The sequence below is a fragment of the Maribacter aestuarii genome (assembly GCF_027474845.2).
Classification (GTDB): Bacteria; Bacteroidota; Bacteroidia; order Flavobacteriales; family Flavobacteriaceae; genus Maribacter; species Maribacter aestuarii.
In genome coordinates, this window is sequence record NZ_CP107031.2 from 2,136,248 (window position 1) to 2,156,364 (window position 20,117).

At 41.0% G+C, this 20,117-nt stretch carries 15 protein-coding genes; 4 read left to right on the forward strand and 11 right to left on the reverse strand.

Annotated elements, in window-relative coordinates; translation table 11 throughout:
• The first annotated feature begins 6 nt into the window (after positions 1–6).
• Entirely contained in the window at positions 7–564 is a 558-nt protein-coding gene (locus tag N8A89_RS09655) for a sugar O-acetyltransferase (protein WP_289644236.1), read from the forward strand.
• A gap of 33 nt (positions 565–597) precedes the next feature.
• Positions 598–2,247, forward strand: coding sequence for a solute:sodium symporter family transporter (locus N8A89_RS09660; RefSeq protein ID WP_281542082.1), 1,650 nt, complete (start codon positions 598–600; stop codon positions 2,245–2,247).
• A 4-nt stretch (positions 2,248–2,251) separates the two neighbouring features.
• On the opposite strand, the gene N8A89_RS09665 is transcribed toward N8A89_RS09660, so the two are convergent.
• The 5 genes from N8A89_RS09665 to N8A89_RS09685 form a co-directional block, all read right to left on the reverse strand.
• On the reverse strand, positions 2,252–3,094 hold the full coding sequence (locus N8A89_RS09665; protein WP_281542083.1) for a phosphatase PAP2 family protein: 843 nt from the start codon (positions 3,092–3,094) through the stop codon (positions 2,252–2,254).
• Positions 3,095–3,181: 87 nt separating this feature from the next.
• Entirely contained in the window at positions 3,182–4,084 is a 903-nt protein-coding gene (locus N8A89_RS09670) for a histone deacetylase family protein (RefSeq protein WP_281542084.1), read from the reverse strand.
• A gap of 45 nt (positions 4,085–4,129) precedes the next feature.
• Entirely contained in the window at positions 4,130–6,226 is a 2,097-nt protein-coding gene (gene metG, locus N8A89_RS09675; RefSeq protein WP_281542085.1) for a methionine--tRNA ligase, read from the reverse strand.
• A 126-nt stretch (positions 6,227–6,352) separates the two neighbouring features.
• Positions 6,353–8,071, reverse strand: coding sequence for a DUF1501 domain-containing protein (locus N8A89_RS09680; RefSeq protein ID WP_281542086.1), 1,719 nt, complete (start codon positions 8,069–8,071; stop codon positions 6,353–6,355).
• A gap of 11 nt (positions 8,072–8,082) precedes the next feature.
• Complete coding sequence (locus N8A89_RS09685) at positions 8,083–9,576, reverse strand: DUF1800 domain-containing protein (protein ID WP_281542087.1); 1,494 nt, start codon at positions 9,574–9,576, stop codon at positions 8,083–8,085.
• Positions 9,577–9,760: 184 nt separating this feature from the next.
• Here N8A89_RS09685 and N8A89_RS09690 point away from each other — a divergent pair, with 184 nt between their 5' ends.
• Positions 9,761–10,120, forward strand: a complete 360-nt coding sequence (locus N8A89_RS09690; RefSeq protein ID WP_281542088.1) for a YraN family protein — start codon at positions 9,761–9,763, stop codon at positions 10,118–10,120.
• 87 nt (positions 10,121–10,207) lie between these two features.
• Positions 10,208–10,867, forward strand: coding sequence for an aspartate kinase (locus N8A89_RS09695; RefSeq protein WP_281542089.1), 660 nt, complete (start codon positions 10,208–10,210; stop codon positions 10,865–10,867).
• 2 nt (positions 10,868–10,869) lie between these two features.
• Here the strand turns inward: N8A89_RS09695 and N8A89_RS09700 are convergent, their stop codons facing one another.
• From N8A89_RS09700 to mfd, 6 genes are all read right to left on the reverse strand, one after another.
• Positions 10,870–12,195, reverse strand: coding sequence for a TlpA family protein disulfide reductase (locus N8A89_RS09700; RefSeq protein ID WP_281542090.1), 1,326 nt, complete (start codon positions 12,193–12,195; stop codon positions 10,870–10,872).
• Between the two features lie 42 nt (positions 12,196–12,237).
• Complete coding sequence (locus N8A89_RS09705; protein ID WP_289644237.1) at positions 12,238–13,908, reverse strand: amidohydrolase; 1,671 nt, start codon at positions 13,906–13,908, stop codon at positions 12,238–12,240.
• A gap of 64 nt (positions 13,909–13,972) precedes the next feature.
• Positions 13,973–15,256 carry a serine hydrolase domain-containing protein gene (locus N8A89_RS09710; protein ID WP_289644238.1) on the reverse strand — a complete coding sequence of 428 codons (1,284 nt, stop codon included), beginning with the start codon at positions 15,254–15,256 and terminating at the stop codon, positions 13,973–13,975.
• A 114-nt stretch (positions 15,257–15,370) separates the two neighbouring features.
• The gene (locus N8A89_RS09715) at positions 15,371–15,703 is read right to left on the reverse strand and encodes a TerB family tellurite resistance protein (RefSeq protein WP_281542094.1); all 333 of its coding nucleotides are present in this window, start codon (positions 15,701–15,703) and stop codon (positions 15,371–15,373) included.
• A 62-nt stretch (positions 15,704–15,765) separates the two neighbouring features.
• Complete coding sequence (locus N8A89_RS09720) at positions 15,766–16,575, reverse strand: helix-turn-helix domain-containing protein (RefSeq protein WP_289644239.1); 810 nt, start codon at positions 16,573–16,575, stop codon at positions 15,766–15,768.
• Between the two features lie 164 nt (positions 16,576–16,739).
• Positions 16,740–20,117, reverse strand: coding sequence for a transcription-repair coupling factor (gene mfd, locus N8A89_RS09725; protein ID WP_281542097.1), 3,378 nt, complete (start codon positions 20,115–20,117; stop codon positions 16,740–16,742).

A 20,117-nucleotide genomic window follows, 5' to 3' on the forward strand; every position in this document is an offset into this window, starting at 1 on the left:
CAGGATATGACGGAAAGAGAGAAAATGATCAAGGGTCTTATGTACGATCCTAGTGATAAAGAATTAGTATCTGGCAGATTAAAAGCTCGTTTACTTTTGAGAAAAATTGCAGAAATACCTGAGGATAAGGAACGGCAACGTAAGCACTTTTTTAAAGAATTGTTGGGTAAAACAGGTCAAAAATTTTACATAGAAAACCCTTTTACATGCGATTATGGCTCCAATATTTATTGGGGTGAAAATTCGTATGCTAATTTTGGATGTATTATATTAGACGCCGCCCCTGTGTACATTGGGGAAAATGTCATGATGGCCCCATCGGTAAAATTGTTGACTGCAACCCATCCAATTGAATTCAAAGAACGAAATTCGGGACTGGAATTTGCAAAAAGCATAACGATTGGGGATAATGTTTGGATTGGCGGCGGAGCCATCATAAATCCAGGAGTAACCATTGGGAAAAATAGTGTTATAGGATCAGGAAGCGTGGTCACTAAAGATATACCCGAGAATGTTGTGGCGGCTGGAAATCCATGTAAAGTTTTGAAAGAAATCGACAATTAAAAATAACCACCAACTAACTTTAAATTATAATCTATGCTTTCGATAATTACTTTCATTGGGTTCACGCTTTTGGTTGCAGGAGTAGCATGGTATGCTACAAAAGGAACGGATGAAAGTTCCGCAGATGGTTTTTATCTTGGAGGTAGAAGTTTAGGGGCTGTTACGATCGCAGGATCTTTATTGTTAACTAACCTATCCGCAGAACAAATTGTGGGACTTAACGGGCAGGCCTTTTCAGAAGGTATTTTGGTCATGGCCTGGGAAACCCTAGCGGCAATTTCTATGGTGATTACCGCGGTCTGGTTACTCCCAAAGTATATGAACAAGGGTATTACCACCATACCCGAATTTATACAAGAACGTTTTGACGAAAACACAAAGGCCATACTCTCCGTTCTGTTTTTGATAGCTTTTGGAATTGTCCTGTTGCCAACTATTCTATATGCTGGTTCTAAGGCATTTATTACAATGTTCGAACTTCCAGAGCTACTCGGTATCTCAGAAACCACTTCCTATTGGATTTGTGTTTGGAGTATCGGATCAATCGGTATCGTATACGCAATTTTCGGAGGCCTAAAAGCCGTCGCCGTTTCCGATTTAATTAATGCAATAGGTCTGCTTATTGGTGGATTGCTCATCCCGATTTTTGGCTTGGCCCTTGTGGGAGACGGTAGTTTAGTCGATGGGCTAAGCACCCTCTGGACGGAAAATCAAGATAAGTTTGACGTAATAGGAGACACCACTTCGTCCATTCCCTTCGGTACGGTTTTCACAGGAATGATGATTGCGCAAATGTATTATTGGGGGACCAATCAAGCTATTTTACAGCGTGTATTTGGAGCTAAAAGCCTGGCCGAAGGTCAAAAGGGAATGATGCTTGCAGCATTTGTCAAATTTTTAATACCGGTAATCGTCGTGCTTCCGGGAATCATTGCTTGGCATCTGTTTGGAAGCGAGCTTAACGATGCCGACGCTGCCTACCCAGAGCTGGTACGCCGTGTTTTGCCAGCCAGCCTATTGGGCTTCTTTGCTGCCGTTTTATTTGGTGCCGTACTGAGTTCGTTCAATAGTTTACTGAACAGTAGTGCTACCCTCTTCGGATTTGATCTCTACAAGAAATTCTTTAATCACGGAGCCTCGGAACACAAAGCGGTAAAAGCTGGAAAATTCTTCGGGTTTGGATTGGCATTAGTATCCATGTCGATAGCCCCATTTATTCGCTATGCCCCAGATGGTCTATTCTCTTACATTCAGCAGGCTTTGGGAAGTTTAAGTGTCCCAATTTTAGCTGTAGTAGCTATTGGGATATTGACCAAGAAAGTTCCGGCAATAGGTGCCAAAATTGTGTTGATCGGGGGTGTGTTGATGTATCTCGTAAGTTTGCTGTACCTAGGGCCAAAAATGATTGGTTCCGCGCTTGCCGAAGCAGAGGCAAACGGTATTACTGATGCCGGTCAACTAGCAATTATAGAGGCGGAGGCCTATCCTCATTTTTTACACATCATGGGAATATTGTTCGTCATCAATGTGGTAATCATGCTTATAATAGGAGCCATTAAGCCGAAAACGGAAATCTATGTGCCCCAAACAACGGAGGTAATCGACACAACTCCCTGGAAATATGCTTGGATAGCAGGCGCTTTGGTTACGGCCTTGGTACTTAGCACCTATATTATTTTCTAAAAAATTAGAAACGAATGTTCAGGCCCACTTGACCTGGACCAAAGTTGAGATTCCAACTGACCATTTTTTGCTGGTTGTTATATTTTTCATCGTATTTCCTGTCCAGGTATCGGTCTATCGATTCCACGGTTGCGACACTAATTGCTAAGGCAAAAACGAAATCACTTAACCAGTGTTGGCCGTCCCATATTCTGGATAAACCCGGAATCGCCCCAACGGTGTAAATCCCTGCTTTTACCCATGGATTTTTAAATTGCTTTGCTATAGCATAGGCATTGGTAAATGCTAAAAGTGCATGTCCTGAGGGAAAGGAATGAAAATTCCTGCTTGAGTTGAAAGGATCAAAAGTGTCTTTGCCCAAGTTTGCTAATGGCCTAGCCCTTCCTACCACAGATTTTAAGACCTGTTGTAAAAGTCCCGCGGAAGTAGCTGATGATATCAATAATACCCCAGTACGGCGTAATTTTTCATTTTTCGTTATCAAACCTGCAAGATATACCCCGGAAGTGGCTATATAATTATTTTCCGGGCTACCGTAAAGTTCGCCGTAATCCCTTAACCAGGAAGGAACGCTTTCCCTATTGTTTCTAATAAATCTGGAAGTATTATCGTCAGCTAGATATACCAGGCCGGTTCCGCCAACCACTGCTCCGAAATGGGCCCATTGCTTGCCCTGCCAATGAAAAGGACGGGCATAGGAATAACCTACTCCAGTAAATACGTTGCCTATATCATAAGTAAACATTTCCCATCGGGTATCGGGATTTTTAATGCTTAAGCTGTCTTGGGAATAAATAGTCTGGAAACTTCCGAGAAGTAGTAGGTGTACTAGGAGATATCTTTTCATGTCATAAAATTAATATTACTTCTGTGGAAAATGGATTCGTTTCGAAGAAATAATAGCTCATTTTGAAACCATTATTGGTGAGAAATATCAAAAATAAACTTCGTTGGCTTCTCGAAAAGTATTTGCGTGTGCATCCACGATCACTTTTATTTCTGGTGAATAGCCACCGCCCATACTACATTGAACCGGTATTTGTAATTTATGGCAAGTGTCCAAAACAAACCTATCGCGTTGCCTACACCCTTCTACGGTCAGCCCTAAAGTTCCCAATTTATCAGTAGCGATGACGTCCACGCCACATAGGTAGAAGATGAAGTCGGGCTTTTCCGTAGCTATGAGCTTGGGCAAAGTTTCTTTAAGGATGGATAAATAGGTATCGTCACCCGTCCCTTTTACTAGAGGAATATCCATATCGGATTTTTCTTTTTTAAAAGGGTAGTTGCCGGCTCCGTGCATAGAAAAAGTGAAGACCGAAGCGTCTTTTTGAAATATCTCTGCAGTTCCGTTGCCTTGATGTACGTCCAAATCTACTATTAAAATCTTTTTGGCAAGACCGTTCTTCTGAAGGTATCGTGCGCCAATCGCCTGATCGTTCAGCATGCAGAATGCTTCACCCCTGTTAGTGTAGGCATGGTGGGTGCCACCAGCAATGTTCATGGCAATTCCGTTTTCAAGGGCGAATTCGCAGCCTTTCATAGTACCATCGGCTATGATACGTTCGCGTTCCACGAGAACCTCGGATAAAGGGAATCCGATTTTACGGGCTTCCCTGTGAGGAATTTTCATATTCAACAAATCGTAATAATATTCAGGATCGTGGACGGCAACGATGTACTTGTCGTTGGGTAGTTCAGGTTCAAAAAAATTATCGGCCGTACAGGTACCTTCGTGCAATAATTGCTTGGGTAGCAATTCGTATTTCAGCATGGGAAATCGATGGCCTTCCGGTAAGGGATGCTTGTAAATGGGATGGAAGGCAATTTTTAGCATAGGATGATTATGACCCTAGGGTTTTAAGTCGCTAGGGTGTTCCAATTAACTAATTGTATTTCCGTTATCAACATCTTCCTCATCGGGATTAACGAAGACTAATTTTCCGTCTGTGTTCTCGGTCATCAAAATCATGCCTTCGCTTTCTACACCCCTAAGTGCACGAGGTGCCAAGTTAATTAAGACAGTAACTTTTTTACCAATGACTTCTTCTGGACTAAAACTCTCTGCGATACCTGAAACTATAGTTCTTTTATCAAGCCCGGTGTCCACTTTGAGGACCAATAATTTCTTGGTCTTGGCCATTTTCTCGGCTTCTACGATGGTTCCGACCCGCATATCCAATTTAGTAAAATCATCAAAACTTATGGTGTCTTTTTGTGGTTCCAGAGATACGTCCATTTTTGCGTTGTCTTTTTTTGTGGCTGCAAGTTTATCCAATTGTGCTTGAATTTCCGAGTCTTCTATTTTTCTGAAAAGTAGTGACGCTTCGTTAATTTGATGTCCGGAAGGGAGCAGGGTCTCTTTTTGAGAAACATCTTGCCATTTGTTCTCGATACGATTCTCCAAGGTCGAATCACTCGAACTGACATTTAAGATATCTTTTAGTTTGCTTGAAGTAAAAGGTAAAAAGGGTTCGCTCAATACCGCTAAGCCAGTGGCAATCTGTAAAGCAACGAACATGATTGTCTTTACCCGTTCCTCATCTTCTTTAACGACTTTCCAGGGCTCTTCATCCGCCAAATACTTGTTCCCCAAGCGGGCAAGATTCATCAATTCCTGTCCTGCTTCCCTAAAACGGTAACGCTCTATAGAACTCGAAATGATTTCTGGGAAGTTTTTAAGGGCCGTCAAGGTTTCCGAGTCAACGTTTGTTAGACTATTGGGACTAGGAACTATTCCACCATAATACTTATGTGTCAATACCACCACGCGATTGATGAAATTTCCTAAGATGGCAACCAACTCGTTATTGTTTCTTGCTTGAAAATCTTTCCAGGTAAAATCGTTATCCTTTGTTTCTGGAGCATTTGCGGTTAAGGTATAACGAAGTACGTCCTGCATATTTGGAAATTCCTCCAAGTATTCATGGAGCCAGACCGCCCAGTTTTTGGAGGTCGACAATTTGTTGCCTTCCAAATTCAAAAATTCATTGGCAGGTACGTTGTCCGGAAGTATAAAATCTCCATGGGCTTTTAAGATTGCCGGAAAAATAATACAGTGAAAAACGATATTATCCTTGCCTATAAAGTGTACGAGCTTAGTATCATTTGATTTCCAATAGGGTTCCCAATCTTTTTCTTCACGTTCGGCCCATTCTTTTGTGGAAGAAATATAACCGATGGGAGCATCAAACCATACGTAAAGTACTTTGCCTTCCCCTCCCTTAACAGGTACTGGAATACCCCAATCCAAATCTCTAGTAACCGCCCTTGGTTCCAGCCCGCCGTCTATCCAAGATTTGCATTGCCCATAAACGTTGGATTTCCAATCGTTTTTATGCCCTTCTAATATCCATTCCCGTAGAAAATTTTCATAACGGTCTAAGGGTAAGAACCAATGTTTAGTCTCTTTGGTGGTTGGGATACTTCCGGTTATGGTAGATTTAGGATTTATGAGGTCGGTAGCATTTAACGAGGACCCACAATTTTCACATTGGTCGCCGTAGGCTTCCTCATTTCCACATTTGGGGCAGGTTCCGATGACAAAGCGATCGGCCAAAAACTGTTGGGCATCCTCGTCATATAATTGCGCAGTGGTTTCTTCAATGAAGTCACCATTCTCATATAGTTTAATAAAAAAGTCCGATGCGGTCTTATGGTGTACGGGAGCAGACGTTCTTGAATAATTATCAAAAGTGATTCCAAAATCAATAAAAGACTGCTTAATAATTCCGTGATACTTATCAATGACATCCTTGGGCGTAATGCCTTCTTTCTTGGCCTTCATTGAAATAGCCACACCGTGCTCATCGCTTCCGCACACAAAGGCGACGTCCTTACCTACCAATCTTAAATAGCGTGCATATATATCTGCCGGTACGTACACCCCGGCCAAGTGACCAATGTGTATAGGACCATTTGTATAAGGTAATGCGGCTGTAATGGTATACCGGTTAGGAACTTCTATTTTGGTAGACATGTATTCGAATTAGGCCACAAAAATAAAGATTTTTATACCTAAGAATTGCGTGTTGCCCTAAAAATAAAACCTTCGGCATATCTAATAGATACCGCCGAAGGCCAAGTTGCATAGTGGGGAAACAGATTAAGCTACCATAACTGACTTACTCATTTTCTGATTCTGTACACTTATACGATAAATGTACTTGCCAGTAGATAGGTGCTTGGGCATGCGCTCTCGTATGTTTATTTCTGTGGAGCCCTCTAGCATCATCTCGTTAAAGACGGTGCCCACATTTTGTCCAAGAATGTTATATAATTGGATGTCTACTTGGGCCGTGAACGGCATTTCCAAGTAAATGTGGGGTGTACTATCCGTAGGATAGAACGGTTTGTGAACTATAGCATTCAGTAAATCTGGGTCAAATGGCGCTGGATCCATCCCTTCGCCGTCTGGTGGTGTTGGTGGGGTGACATCTCCATCACTGTAAACAATGTCCGGAAAGTCAACACCACTACAGTTAAATCCAAGATTTACAGGGGCGTAAGGGTGATCCAACAAATGTTGTTCCACTAGGGGTATATCTACGCACAACCATTCTGCAAGGACGGTTGCGTACAAATCTCTAAAATCCATGGTATATTCCAGGTTTCCACGACCATCCGGGTTGTCCAAAGTTGGGTGATCTCCAACGAAGGCACTTCCGTTTAGTCCAGAACCAAAGAATAGGGTGGGTGCCGCTTTACCGTGATCGGTACCATTGGAACCGTTTTCAAATATTCTTCTACCGAACTCGGAAAAAGTCATACTCAAAACCTGATTATCCTGTTGTGTACAGGCCAAATCCTCATAAAAACTATTGATACCTATGGATAGATTGGACATAAGTCGCTCATGGGCCAGAGGTTGGTTACCATGTGTATCAAAACCACCCATGGAAATCATGTAGACCTTGGTCCCTAAATTTCCTTTTATAAGCTTGGAAATGACGGATAGTTGTCTTGCAAAGCCGTTATCTTGATACTCTACACCACATCCTAATGCGTCACCGCGTTCGTATGCTTCATGAATCAAGCCGGAATATTCATAGGTCGTGTTGGCAACTCCTCTTAAAAATTTCAATTGGTCACCGTACATACAATCGTTAAAAAGAGAATCGTCCAAACCGTATACAACTCCGGATTCGGCAATTTCTTCCAATTGATTGATATTAGAAGTCACGAAAGCATAATTGGTCTCCTCTCCCTGAAACACTAAACTACCAAACTGACCAATTTGAATGGCCGCAGGGGCCGCTGGTGGATTGACTAAGTAATCTGGATAGATGTTTTCAAAATGCCTACCCATCCAGCCTGTATTCAAACCACTAAAGCCGGTCGTAGCCAAATCGGTGTTTGCGAAGATATCTGACCCCGTAAAATGGGAAAGACTTTGACCTTCATATCCAACCCCGTGCACAGCTTTGAACTGACCTTCTCCCCACATGGGTTCTAAAGCACTCATGTAGGAAGGAACTCCAAATTCATCGGTAAGTTTTAAGACTTTACTTTCCGGAATATAGATATTAGGTCTTGCATTGGCATAACTATCGTATTGCTCAATAGGGATTACCGTACTTAGACCGTCGTTACCTCCGGATAAGCGTATCAATATCAAAATATTATCGGTTTCAGCTGCCGCAATACCCGCAGATAATGGGGAAGGGGCAGAGGCCGTGAGCATATTGGCGCCCAACATCATAGAGCCAGAACCGGCTATACCCAATGCCTGTAAAAAGGAACGACGGCTCCAATATTGGTGTTCGTGATCGTGACCATCGTGTTGAAGGCCTTTATGAGGAGAATTGTGATTTATATCGCACATAATCGTAGGTATTATTTTAGTTGAAATTCAGGTTGTCTTGCCAAATATTGTAGTAGTAAGTAGACTTGGAAGGGAGCTGCCGGCCATGTAGCCAGGGTCCATGATTCTTGATTTCCTCCTTCATAGTATACGTCTTCGACATCACTTCTGAAGATGTCGTAAGCCTTTTGATATTCCCCATCGTCCAAAAGACCTTTGGGTAGGATAAAATCAATGATTAGTCTAGAAACTTCATCAGGATTGTTACTGGTGAGTCCAACATTTCCGGAGATAGAAAGGCCCAAAGACCGGAACTGTTCGTTGTTTGCCTGATAAAATGCTTCCAACATACTTTCAATCGTCAACCAGCGGCCAATAATGAAGTTCGTATTGATCCACGTTCTATCGCGTTGCCAACCGGCAACGTCAACCGGGTCAAATAATTCCTGGCTCAGTAATCTGCTATAGTTCAGCATTTCGCTTACGGTAGTATCCGTGTAGGCAAAGCTGGTTTCCTTCAACGTATTAAAATAAAAGTCCATTGGACTTTTAATGATCACCCCAATGGCCTCATCATCAAAAAAGTGTTCACTCTTGAACAATTGCCTTAGGACAGGAGCTATTTCAAAGTCATTGGCTAAAAAAGTAGCTGCCAAACCATCGATAATGACCTGTGCATTATTGGCTTCGTCCTTTGAATCCGGGTGAACAAAAAACTCGTATAATTTCCTACAGATAAATTCTGCAATTTCATTTGGTCGTTGCTGGAACAAAATGGTAATGACATCATCGTAACCCCAGTTCCCCGTTTGACCAAGAATGGTCTTTGTGCCGGCATCATGTCGGTCTGCCCTAAACGTTACCGGTGTACAACCTACTTCGCCACGTTCCACATAACCTGTGAGCGCGCGTGCGGTTTCAATCACATCCTCTTCCGTATAACCATTTCCTTCTCCCAGCGTGAAAAGCTCGTAGAGTTCTCTAGCATAATTTTCGTTTGGATTGTTACCATTATTGAATACCCCATCCAAATAGTAAAGCATTGCACTGGTCAAACCAATTTCGCTGGTAAAATCTCTGAAATTACCGATGGCGTTTCGTTGTAAACAATTAATGTAGTAGTACAAGAACGAATTACAGTCGTAAACATCCAATTCTGTAACGAAGTGGTTGCTCCAAAAGAAGCTTAACCGATCTCGGAGGTTGTTGTTTAATAAACCATTGGCATAAGCCAGTCGAAACTCGCTCTGTTGCTGGTTTCTTAATTGTCTTCGGGCATCATCGTCTGCCGGATAGTTGGCATTGGTCCAGTCAGCCCAAGTAGGGGCCGCAAGTGGAGGCATGTTGATGGCTTGGTCTACCAAGGCATCAACCAGCGTACCTGCATTCTGACCAACTGCCTGGTTAATGGTGTCAACGGATGCACTAAATCCTAATCTTCTATACAAATGCGAAGCTCTAAGTTGATCTAGTGGAGCATTATAAGGCGCAAGAGTAGAAGTATTACAATTAATGAAATATTCCATAGTCTAAAAGGCGTTAGTATATTACGTTCATAGAGTTGGGGCTTCTATTTAACGTCACGAAATTTGGCTTAGTATACTAATCCGTGTACTTTCGTCAACTGACATTCGAAAGTAAGCGCAAATTTCTAAAAAGCCGTTCACTTGCCTATATTTTCGATGAACTGCACTATATCTGGCTAATTTTATGGGCAAACACAATGAATTTGGTAAGGAGGGTGAGCAAATTGCGGTGGATTATCTATTAAAACAGGGATATAAAATTACCTATAGGAATTATAGGTATTTAAAAGCAGAAATTGATATTATCGCACAAAAAGAGAAAATTTTGGCCATTGTTGAGGTACGTTCCCGTAGCTCTAACTTTATAGAAAATATTGCCGATACTATAACGCCCAAGAAAATAAAATTGTTGGTCATGGCTGCGGACCATTATGTGACCGAGGCAAATCTTGACGTTGAAGTCCGCTTCGATATTATTACTATTCTAAAGAACAAACAAAGTTTTGAAATGGAACATTTAGAAAATGCCTTCTTTCATTTCTGATTATTCTACTAAATCAAAAAATTGAATTTTTAAGACAATTTGTTTTATTTGTAACATGTTGTTATATTTGAATATAATATATCAATCATGAAAACAATCTCATCCATTGTAGAGCAGTACATAAGAAAAAAACCATTTTTGCAAAGTGCTTTGGCGCAAGGTATCATCAACCTTACATCGTTGTCAAGAATAGTAAAACCGGAAATTGAAGAGGAACTGGGTAAGGACATCCGTAACGGGGCTATCGTTATGGCCTTGAAACGTCTTTCGGACGATTTGGAATTCCGCGCTACCCATAAGATTATAAAGGTTCTCAAAAATATTGGGGAAATTACCGTAAGGTCTTCGCTCACTGATTATACCTTTTTAGCATCGGACGATATTTTGGTAAAACAAGCTAAGCTGCTGGAAGAAATAAATAATAAACAAGATGTGTTCTATACATCTTCCCGTGGTGTTAACGAAATCAATATTGTCATCAGCAATGTTATGGACAAAACGGTCGAGAAGTTGTTCAAGGATGAAAGGTGTACTCAAAAGGCAGAAGAATTATCTTCAATTACCGTTAAACTGCCAGCCGAGAATGTATCGGTTCCGGGAATCTACTATTTCATATTTCAAAGATTGGCATGGGAGGGAATCGTACTTTATGAGGTTATCTCTACGACCAATGAATTCACCATTTTGGTCAACGATGATCAGGTAGATATCGCTTTTAAGACCATCAAAGATTTGAAGACGCTTTAAAATTATTCCTTCTTTCTAAGAAATTCTATCAGCTCTTTATCACTTTCTGGTTGTGCGATAAATCTTTTTTCCGAGTCCAGGATAAAATATGTAGGTGTTTTGTCAATAGCGAAAACCTTGGCGTAATCGCTTTCCCATTTCCCAAGAGCAATGGCATGTTCAAAGTTCGGTAAACGGGCTACTTCCTTTTTCCATTTGATGTCATCAACCTCTAAACCAACGCCTAAAACCGCTACATTCTTGAAATTTTCAAGTTCTTTATGAAGTTGTGGAACCTCTTTTAAACAATGGGAGCAGGTGCTGCTCCAAAATACAAGTACATAATTTTCCGCTCCTTGCAAATCTGACAAAGAATAGGTTTTTCCATTTTTTTCCCAGGTAATTTCAGGGGATTTAGTGCCCAACCGTAATCTTGATGTAGTTTCTATCTCATCGATTATTGTTGTGTTTCCGTTTTCCAGGGCTAAGACTTTCAAATAGTTTTCATAAATCAAATCGCCTACAGTAGAGAGGGAATTATCTTGTGCCATGTTCCAGAGTTTATGAAAAACGGCTAGTTTATATTCTTCAGGTGTAGATGAAATTTTTTGATGTACGACCGCTATGTTTTCATTAATCGCTTTTTCCAATTCAACTTTGGTAGAAATACTCGGTGAAAGAGCAGAAAACACGTAGTTCGTAATTTTATCGGTTAGAAAACCCGAACTCTGTAAAATGCGATTGTCCACATCCAAATGTTCAAAGTAAGACGATTTTTTGTTTTGAAGTAAAGTTTCCAAGGGCACCTGACTTTCGGGAACGTAATTTCTGTTTGAACTTATGAATTGATGCGCAATAGACTCCGGAGCAATAGCTTCATATCTGTTTTGGACATTCCTAAGCTGATCAGTAATCTCATTGAATTCATTTTGAGATATTCTTCCGGTCGAGTAATAATCCAACAATTCATTTTGTGCACTATTTATTTCATCTAAATAATTCGTGTACAACAAATTTTCCTCGGATTTGATAAAATTGATGCCCTGATCTAAATCGAAATTGAATTCGATATCCTCTTTTTTATTATAAATAACATCGATAAAGTACTCATCTTGGGGAACGGCATAGACTAACCGATACATTCCTGGTTGAGCTGTAACCGGTAGTTTTAAATTAAAATAACCTTCGCTGACCTCGGTATCCGCTATATAGTTTTGCCCTGTTGGAGTTAATTTATAAGCGATTAGCCATTTGAAATCCTTCGTGGGTGTCAAATTTCCAGAAATGGAATATTGGCTAAAACCAATGTTCATCACAAATATCAAGAAGAGGAAGAATATTTTTTTCATAATAACGATAGCACAAAGACAAAACCAAAAATTCGAACCAATCTAATTTGATGTAGCTTCATATACTTTCTGTCCGCCCACAAAAGTTTTCAATACTTTAATATCTTTTATCTGATTTGGATTTTCCCCTAAAATATTCTTGTCTAGAACCACAAAATCGGCCAGTTTACCTGGCTCCAGTGTCCCTTTTATGGCTTCTTCAAAGGATGCGAAAGCACCATTCTTGGTGTAAGCCAGTAGGGCTTCCTCTACAGTAATTTTTTGTTCGGGCACCCATCCATCCGGATTTTTACCGTCTAGCGTACGTCGTGTTGTCGCAGCATAGATTCCTTCCAAAGGAGTGGCAGGAGCCACAGGCCAATCACTACCAAATGCAAGTACCGTTCCCGCATTTAACAAATCCCTAAAGGCGTAGGTGGTCTTTATGCGTTCAGGGCCTATTAATTTTTCCGCCCACCGGCCATCATCTACAGCATGATATGGCTGCATGCTGGCGATAATGTTTAAATCGGAAAGTCTTCGGACATCTTTGGCTGTAATGTGTTGTACATGCTCCATTCGAAATCGTCGATCTTTCACTCCTTCTTCATTGGTTACTTTTTCAAAAATATCTAATAGTTCATGGATGGCCCTATCACCAATGGCATGAACCAAAACCTGTAAGTCCTTCTTGTCCGCCATAGCAATCCATTCGTAAAGATTTTCTTCTGAATTGATCAAAAATCCGTTGTCGTTTGGTTTATCCGTATAAGGGGCCATGAAGGCCGCGGTATGCGAACCTAAGGAACCATCTACAAAGCCCTTTAGCCCGCCTGTTTTTAACCATTGGTCACTTTCCAAGCTACTGTCATATCTTCGGTTCCAATAATTTAGGGGATTTATTGCGTAAATCCGAATGCCTAATTTTCCATCTTCCTTTAATTTTTTGGCTACGGAATAGGTGCCCAAACTATCCACATCATGAACGGAGGTAACTCCTTGAGATAATAGGTAATTCATCGCTGCTTTTAAGGCACTTTCTTTTTCTTCAGTTGTCATGGGAGATATATTTTCCAAGACTAAGTTCATTGCATTATCCTTTAAGATGCCCGTCGGTGTGCCATCTGGATATCTTACAATTTGCCCACCTTCGATGTCAGGGGTATTTTTATCGATTCCTGAGAGTCTTAATGCTAGCGAATTTGCTAAAAGCATGTGGCCGTCCAAACGATACAAGGCTACTGGATTTTCACTCGTAACCTCATCAATCCATTCTTTCTTAGGAAGCTCTCCTCCCCAAAGGGTATGATCCCAATTTCCTTCTAGAACCCAATTGTCCGGTTGTAAAGTAGCTGTATAATCTCCAATGCGTTTGGTGAATTCTTCCGGGGTTGCGGCGTCTCGTAATTGTACACTAAGTAACGCATTGCCACCCATCATTAAATGCACATGACTATCAATAAACCCAGGTGTAATAAATGCACCCTCCATGTCCAATAGCTTCGTATTTGGCCCTTTTAATGTGAGAATATCAATATCCGCCCCAATATCTATAATGGTATCCCCAGATATTGCCATGGCCTTGGCCGTAGCTAGTTCACTATTGCCGGTCCAAATAGTAGCGTTCCAAACGATAAAATCTACCGGGGATTCCTTATCCGTACATGCCGTGAAAAGCATGGTAAATGCCAGAGCGAGCATAACAGAACAAGTTCTCCAATATGAATTTAGCATAGTTTATAAGTATTTTTTAAAAATAAGTTTTATAAACTTATATGGCGACTTACTGTTATGATTATCACAGCTTTTTGGAAGTAGAATCGGATTCATAAAGCCCATAAACTGCATCCCTAAAACTTTTATGGAGTCTTATGGGATCATATGGGAACAGTTGAACAAAAAGAACGGCTGTAAGTTCGTTTTTAGGGTCTACCCAAAAAAGTGTTGAAGCGGCACCGTCCCAGAAAAACTCACCTACCTCTCCCATATTCTCATCGGCAGATGCGGGCGGCGCCACTCTTATGGCAAAATCGATTCCAAAGCCCACCTGCCCTTTGCTAGGAAGAAAAGAGCGTTCCGTAACGCTGTCGGCCAATTGGTTGGTGGCCATAAGTTCTATGGTTTCAGGATTAAGAATAGTAGTGCTGTCCAATGTTCCTTTGTTTAAAAGCATTCGGGCAAATTTCATATAATCGTCTAGCGTAGAGGTGAGTCCCGAACCCCCGCGGGTCAATGGCCAGTGTTTAGTGTAGTTTTCGTACGTAAGGGAATCCCGTACCAATTCCCCTTCTTCTTTTCTTATGTACATGGCAGCGAAATCCTTGCGATCTTCCTCGGGAATAAAATAACGGGTATCGTTCATCCTTAATTTGTTCAAAACGTTTTTTTGAACATAGTCGGCATAGGGCATTCCAGAAATACGCTCTACCATAAAAGCTTGCACATCTACGCAAGGTCCATATTCCCATTGCTTCCCCGGGTGAAAGACCAAGGGTATAGCCCCCATTTTTTCTGCCATCTGCGACAAGGTATTCTCTCTATTCAGAGGATCGGCCTTCGCTAGGAGTTGACCTACATAGGTTGAATCCGCACTGCGTTTAAAACCTGCAGTATGGCGTGTAATATCCCTTATGGTAATCTCCCTGTTGGCATCTTCCAGTATTGGGTTCCCATTAGTATCTTCGCCCACGTAAACCTTCATGTCTGCAAATTCCGGTGCATATTTAGACAGTGGGTCATCCAAGTCAAATTTTCCATCTTCATAGAGCGTCATTAAGGCCACTCCCGTAATCGGTTTGGTCATCGAATATATTTGTACAATCGTGTTACGATCCATTTTTTTATTTGACTCCCTATCCGCATAACCGAAAGCGTTATAATAGACCTCTTTGTCTTTTTCGTATATGAGGGCTGAAACTCCGGCAACGTTCCCAGAATCTACAAAGTTTTGCAAAACGGAATCCAATCGTGCTATGGCTTGATCCGTAATAATCGTTGAACGGTCAACAGAATTCTCTTTCGGCTCACTTTTACAGGAGACAATCAGTATAAAACAATACAATATGAAGGATATGCGTTTCATGATATCTAAAATTTATAAATGGTTGGACCATAATATTTAAAGATACTTAAATATAATCCTTTATTTCGAGTCTCCTTTAGGTATAAAATGTACTGTTCCTCTTTGCTTTCTTTGTTACTCAATCCCTATGGTGGCGCAAAAATTTAGAATCAATGCTATTTCCTTTTTATGCACAAAACCATCTGATTTTGCCATGTCCTTTAGAAGTTGAAGGAAATGTCTCTTTTTTTCTGCCGGCATTTGTAGAAGAATCATTTCTCCTTGTTCTTTACTTATGGCATTTGCCTGTTGTATAAAATTACTGTCAAAATCAAAGGCGTACATGAAATGCTTAAAAGCATTGATTTCTCCGGGATGCAAATATCCATCGGCCAGGATTACAGCATACATCAATTTGACAATGGCCGATTTCTCCGCCAGTGAGAAGGATAGTGTGGGTATAGACATTTTTCTAATTGTGGGTTAGAAGGACATGAAGATACATAATTACGAAGACTAAATCCCAATCATTAGCCTTTGTACTCCTTTACCATGGCGCTTAACTTATAAAGCAGCACCACTTCCAGAATTATGGCCGGGAGTAACAATATCAAACCCAGAGGAGCAAGAACGATAGTTAAAAGAAAGAAGGCCGCCAAAATTTCCATACCTCCGGCCACATAGGCCACCGACCCAAATTGCTTTTGGGACTTGATGATGGCAATACCGAAGAGAACTCCCAATATTCCGGTAAGGATACTTTCTGCCACGAAAATGGCTTCTACGGCGATGGAGGGATAAAATAGTGAGATACCATCAAAAAGGTAAAAAAAGAATAGCGCGAAGAGCATCAAAATGGAAATGATTTTCATCAAATAATTTTTCAGCAGTCTTCCCGCTATTAAAAAACCATAAATGGTGAAGGCGTAAAAAATAAAGGACCCTATTTTTAAGGCCAGATGCCCTGTGGTACCAAAGACCAATTCATCCTCCGAAAATCGAAACCAATCTGCAATGCCTTCCGGGACACCAAAAAGAAAGTAGATAATACCGGCTATCCATGCGAACGTCAATAATTTATAAACCGAGGTTGCCTCTTTGGGAGAATCGAGGTTTAATTTTTCAGATATTTCGGCATCCTTCTCATATAATTCTTCATAATCTTGATCAAGCGCTGACAAAATTGTTTTGATCGTATAGCTCCTTGGACTTACTTCTCCATTTTCAATGCGCTGTAGGGTGCGGACATTTATATTGCACAAGTCCACCAATTCTTCTTGCGTAAATCCTTTTTGCTTGCGGAGTTCCGTGATTTTAATTCCTAATAATGGTTGTTTCATGATGTTGCATTTAACATGTTTCCACAATGATACAATCAAGATAAAACCAAACCTACGAACTTTCTGAAATTTGACCCGACATTATCACGGCATTTCCATGAAATACCGGTGCTGTGGCTGTTTTTGAAGTCTTTTTAGCAGCCGATCTTTCACTAATAATTCAGCTAACTGGTTTGAACGGCAGTTGCCTTTTTAGTCTCAAAAGGCTTCAAAGCTTTTAGGGCTTTATCAACCGAAGTGATATGTTCAAAGGTCAATAAAAGTCGGAGTCCTTTACGGGTATTTTTTTCCTTCATTTTACAGTGCTGTGGATGGCTCTGTACAAATTGAAGTACTTTGGTAAACGTTGGACTTTGATAAAAATCCGATTGTTGGTCCGCGATGAAATATCCAATAAGCTTGCCTTTTTTCATCACTATTTTCTCAAGCCCAATGTTGCTCGCTATCCATTTGATACGGACGGAATTCAACAAATCCTCTGCATTTGTAGGAAGTTCACCAAAACGATCCACGAGTTGTGCTTCAAACTTCTGGAGTTCCTCTTCATTCTTAACCTGGTTCAAATCGGTATACAAAGTCAAGCGCTCGGTGATGTTGTTAATGTAATCGTCTGGGAATAGCAGCTCAAAATCAGAATCGATTTGAGTTTCCTTCACAAAAATTTTATCGGTCTTTCCTTCTACCTCCTCATACAAGTCTTTGAACTCGTTTTCCTTGAGCTCATCAATGGCTTCCGCTAGAATTTTTTGATAGGTTTCAAATCCAATTTCATTAATAAACCCGCTCTGCTCACCTCCCAACAAATCCCCGGCACCACGAATCTCCAAATCTTTCATGGCAATGTTGAAACCACTTCCCAGCTCCGTAAATTGCTCTAGTGCCTCAATTCGTTTCCTGGCATCGGTCGTCATCACGTCATAGGGCGGGGTTATGAAATAGCAAAATGCCTTTTTATTTCCACGACCTACGCGGCCGCGCATCTGGTGTAGGTCGCTGAGTCCAAAGTTGTTCGCATTGTTTATAAAAATGGTATTGGCATTTGTAACGTCCAAGCCGCTTTCTACGATGGTCGTAGAAACGAGAACGTCAAACTCACCGTTTATAAAGCCTAGCATTAAATTTTCCAACCGTTTTCCCTCCATTTGGCCATGTCCAATACCTACTTTGGCATCAGGTACCAAACGCTGGATCATGCCCGCTACTTCTTTAATATTTTCTATTCTATTATGGATAAAGAAAATCTGTCCACCACGTTCAATTTCATAGCTGATCGCGTCCCGTATGGTTTCTTCGTTAAATCTGATTACACTACTTTCTATGGGATATCGGTTGGGTGGTGCGGTGTTGATAACGGAGAGGTCCCTAGCCGCCATAAGACTAAACTGTAACGTTCTAGGAATTGGGGTTGCCGTTAAGGTTAGTACATCTACGTTTTCTTTAATCGATTTCAATTTATCTTTTACGGCCACGCCAAATTTCTGTTCCTCGTCAACAATTAGAAGCCCCAAATCCTTAAACTTCACATTTTTGTTCACCAATTGATGCGTACCGATGATAATATCCACTTTTCCGGCTTCCAGTTTTTCCAAGGTCTCCCTACGTTCCTTTGCTGTACGGAACCGGTTTAGGTAATCTACGGAAACGGGCATATCCTTTAATCGCTCGGTAAATGTGCGGTGATGTTGGAATGCCAGAATCGTCGTGGGCACCAATACGGCAACCTGTTTGCCATTATCCACGGCTTTAAAAGCGGCACGGATGGCAACTTCGGTCTTGCCGAAGCCTACATCACCACAAATTAAACGGTCCATGGGGCGTTCGCTTTCCATGTCTTTTTTAATATCGTCCGTTGCGCTACTCTGATCTGGTGTATCCTCATAGATGAAGGAGGCTTCCAGTTCGTTCTGCAGATAGCTGTCCGGGTCATATTGAAAGCCTTTTTCCAACCGTCTTTTGGCATACACTTTTATAAGGTCAAATGCTATTTTCTTTACCCTGGATTTGGTCTTGTCCTTCGCCTTTTTCCAAGCCCCTGAACCTAATTTATAGATTTTGGGTGCTGCACCGTCCTTTCCATTAAATTTGGATATTTTGTGTAGGGAATGAATGCTCACATAGAGAATATCACGTTCCCCGTACATCAACTTAATAGCTTCTTGTTTCCTGCCCTCTACATCTATTTTTTGAAGTCCACCAAATTTTCCGATACCATGGTCTATATGGGTGACGTAGTCCCCAATTTCCAGTTTGTTCAAATCTTTTAGGGTAATAGCCTGCTTTTTGGCATACCCATTCTTTAGATGGAACTTATGGTAGCGTTCAAATATTTGATGATCCGTATAACAGACCAGTTTAAGGTCATCATCTATAAATCCTTGGTGCAAGGGAAAAACAATGGTCTTATAATGCACTTGTTGCCCGACTTCCTCAAAAATATCATGGAAGCGTTTTGCCTGTTGTTCCGATGCGCAGAAAATATAATTGGAATATCCTTTAGAGTGATTCTCGTTGAGGTTTTCTATCAATAAATCGAACTTCTTATTGAAAGAAGGTTGCGGTTTTGTATTGAATTTAATTACGGTACCTCCATTTTGGGTAGCGTTGAGAGAAATCAATCTAAAATGTTCTACTTGTTCTTTGAACTGGTCTGAATTTAAGAATAATTCCTCTGGTTCGGCATGCTTTATTTCTTTGGATAATTTTTGAAAAGCTTCTTTGGCCTTTACAAAAAAGTCGTCCAAACGGTCAAAAAGAAAATCGGTGTTTTTGGAAAAAATTACCGTTTCAGATGCTATATATTTGAGGAAACCCTCCCGTTTTTCCCGTAGCATTTTATTGGCTACGTTAGGAATAATACTGATTTTTTTCACCTTTTCCGTAGAAAGCTGCGTCTCTACATCAAAGGTTCGCATACTATCTACTTCGTCCCCAAAAAATTCAATCCGATAAGGTTCATCGTGTGAAAAAGAAAATACATCTACAATTCCGCCGCGTACCGAAAACTCACCTGGTTCCGTTACAAAATCCACGCGTTTGAACTTGTATTCAAAAAGCACCTCGTTTAGAAAGTCCAGAGAAAGTGTATCGTTGAGCTTTATCTTAAGGGTGTTTTTATCCAGTTCCTTACGGGTAACCACCTTCTCAAAAAGCGCATCCGGATAGGTGACAATAACGGCGGGTTTCTTTCGGGAATTGATTCTGTTCAGTACTTCGGCACGGAGCAAGACATTCGCATTGTCCGTCTCCTCTATCTGATAGGGCCTGCGGTAACTGCCCGGATAGAAAAGCACGTCTTTTTCACCTACAAGTCTTTCTATATCATTCAGATAATAGGCGGCCTCTTCCTTATCGTTAAAAATCAATAAAAATGGAGCGTCTGCTTCCTTGAAGACATGTGAAAGCACAAAGGAAAGAGACGAACCTGTAAGACCCTTTATATAAACTTTGGAATCATCCGAACCTTCGGATTGGGCAATAGCATTTACTAGTTTTCCGGTGTTGGAAGACTGTGCGAATAGTTGTTGAATGGAGGAATGCGTCAA

Bases quoted from the DNA above. Each gene is read 5' to 3' on its own strand.
- N8A89_RS09655 (WP_289644236.1), top strand. From the start codon at position 7: ATGACGGAAAGAGAGAAAATGATCAAGGGTCTTATGTACGATCCTAGT.
- N8A89_RS09660 (WP_281542082.1), top strand. From the start codon at position 598: ATGCTTTCGATAATTACTTTCATTGGGTTCACGCTTTTGGTTGCAGGA.
- N8A89_RS09665 (WP_281542083.1), bottom strand. From the start codon at position 3,094: ATGAAAAGATATCTCCTAGTACACCTACTACTTCTCGGAAGTTTCCAG.
- N8A89_RS09670 (WP_281542084.1), bottom strand. From the start codon at position 4,084: ATGCTAAAAATTGCCTTCCATCCCATTTACAAGCATCCCTTACCGGAA.
- metG (WP_281542085.1), bottom strand. From the start codon at position 6,226: ATGTCTACCAAAATAGAAGTTCCTAACCGGTATACCATTACAGCCGCA.
- N8A89_RS09680 (WP_281542086.1), bottom strand. From the start codon at position 8,071: ATGTGCGATATAAATCACAATTCTCCTCATAAAGGCCTTCAACACGAT.
- N8A89_RS09685 (WP_281542087.1), bottom strand. From the start codon at position 9,576: ATGGAATATTTCATTAATTGTAATACTTCTACTCTTGCGCCTTATAAT.
- N8A89_RS09690 (WP_281542088.1), top strand. From the start codon at position 9,761: ATGGGCAAACACAATGAATTTGGTAAGGAGGGTGAGCAAATTGCGGTG.
- N8A89_RS09695 (WP_281542089.1), top strand. From the start codon at position 10,208: ATGAAAACAATCTCATCCATTGTAGAGCAGTACATAAGAAAAAAACCA.
- N8A89_RS09700 (WP_281542090.1), bottom strand. From the start codon at position 12,195: ATGAAAAAAATATTCTTCCTCTTCTTGATATTTGTGATGAACATTGGT.
- N8A89_RS09705 (WP_289644237.1), bottom strand. From the start codon at position 13,908: ATGCTAAATTCATATTGGAGAACTTGTTCTGTTATGCTCGCTCTGGCA.
- N8A89_RS09710 (WP_289644238.1), bottom strand. From the start codon at position 15,256: ATGAAACGCATATCCTTCATATTGTATTGTTTTATACTGATTGTCTCC.
- N8A89_RS09715 (WP_281542094.1), bottom strand. From the start codon at position 15,703: ATGTCTATACCCACACTATCCTTCTCACTGGCGGAGAAATCGGCCATT.
- N8A89_RS09720 (WP_289644239.1), bottom strand. From the start codon at position 16,575: ATGAAACAACCATTATTAGGAATTAAAATCACGGAACTCCGCAAGCAA.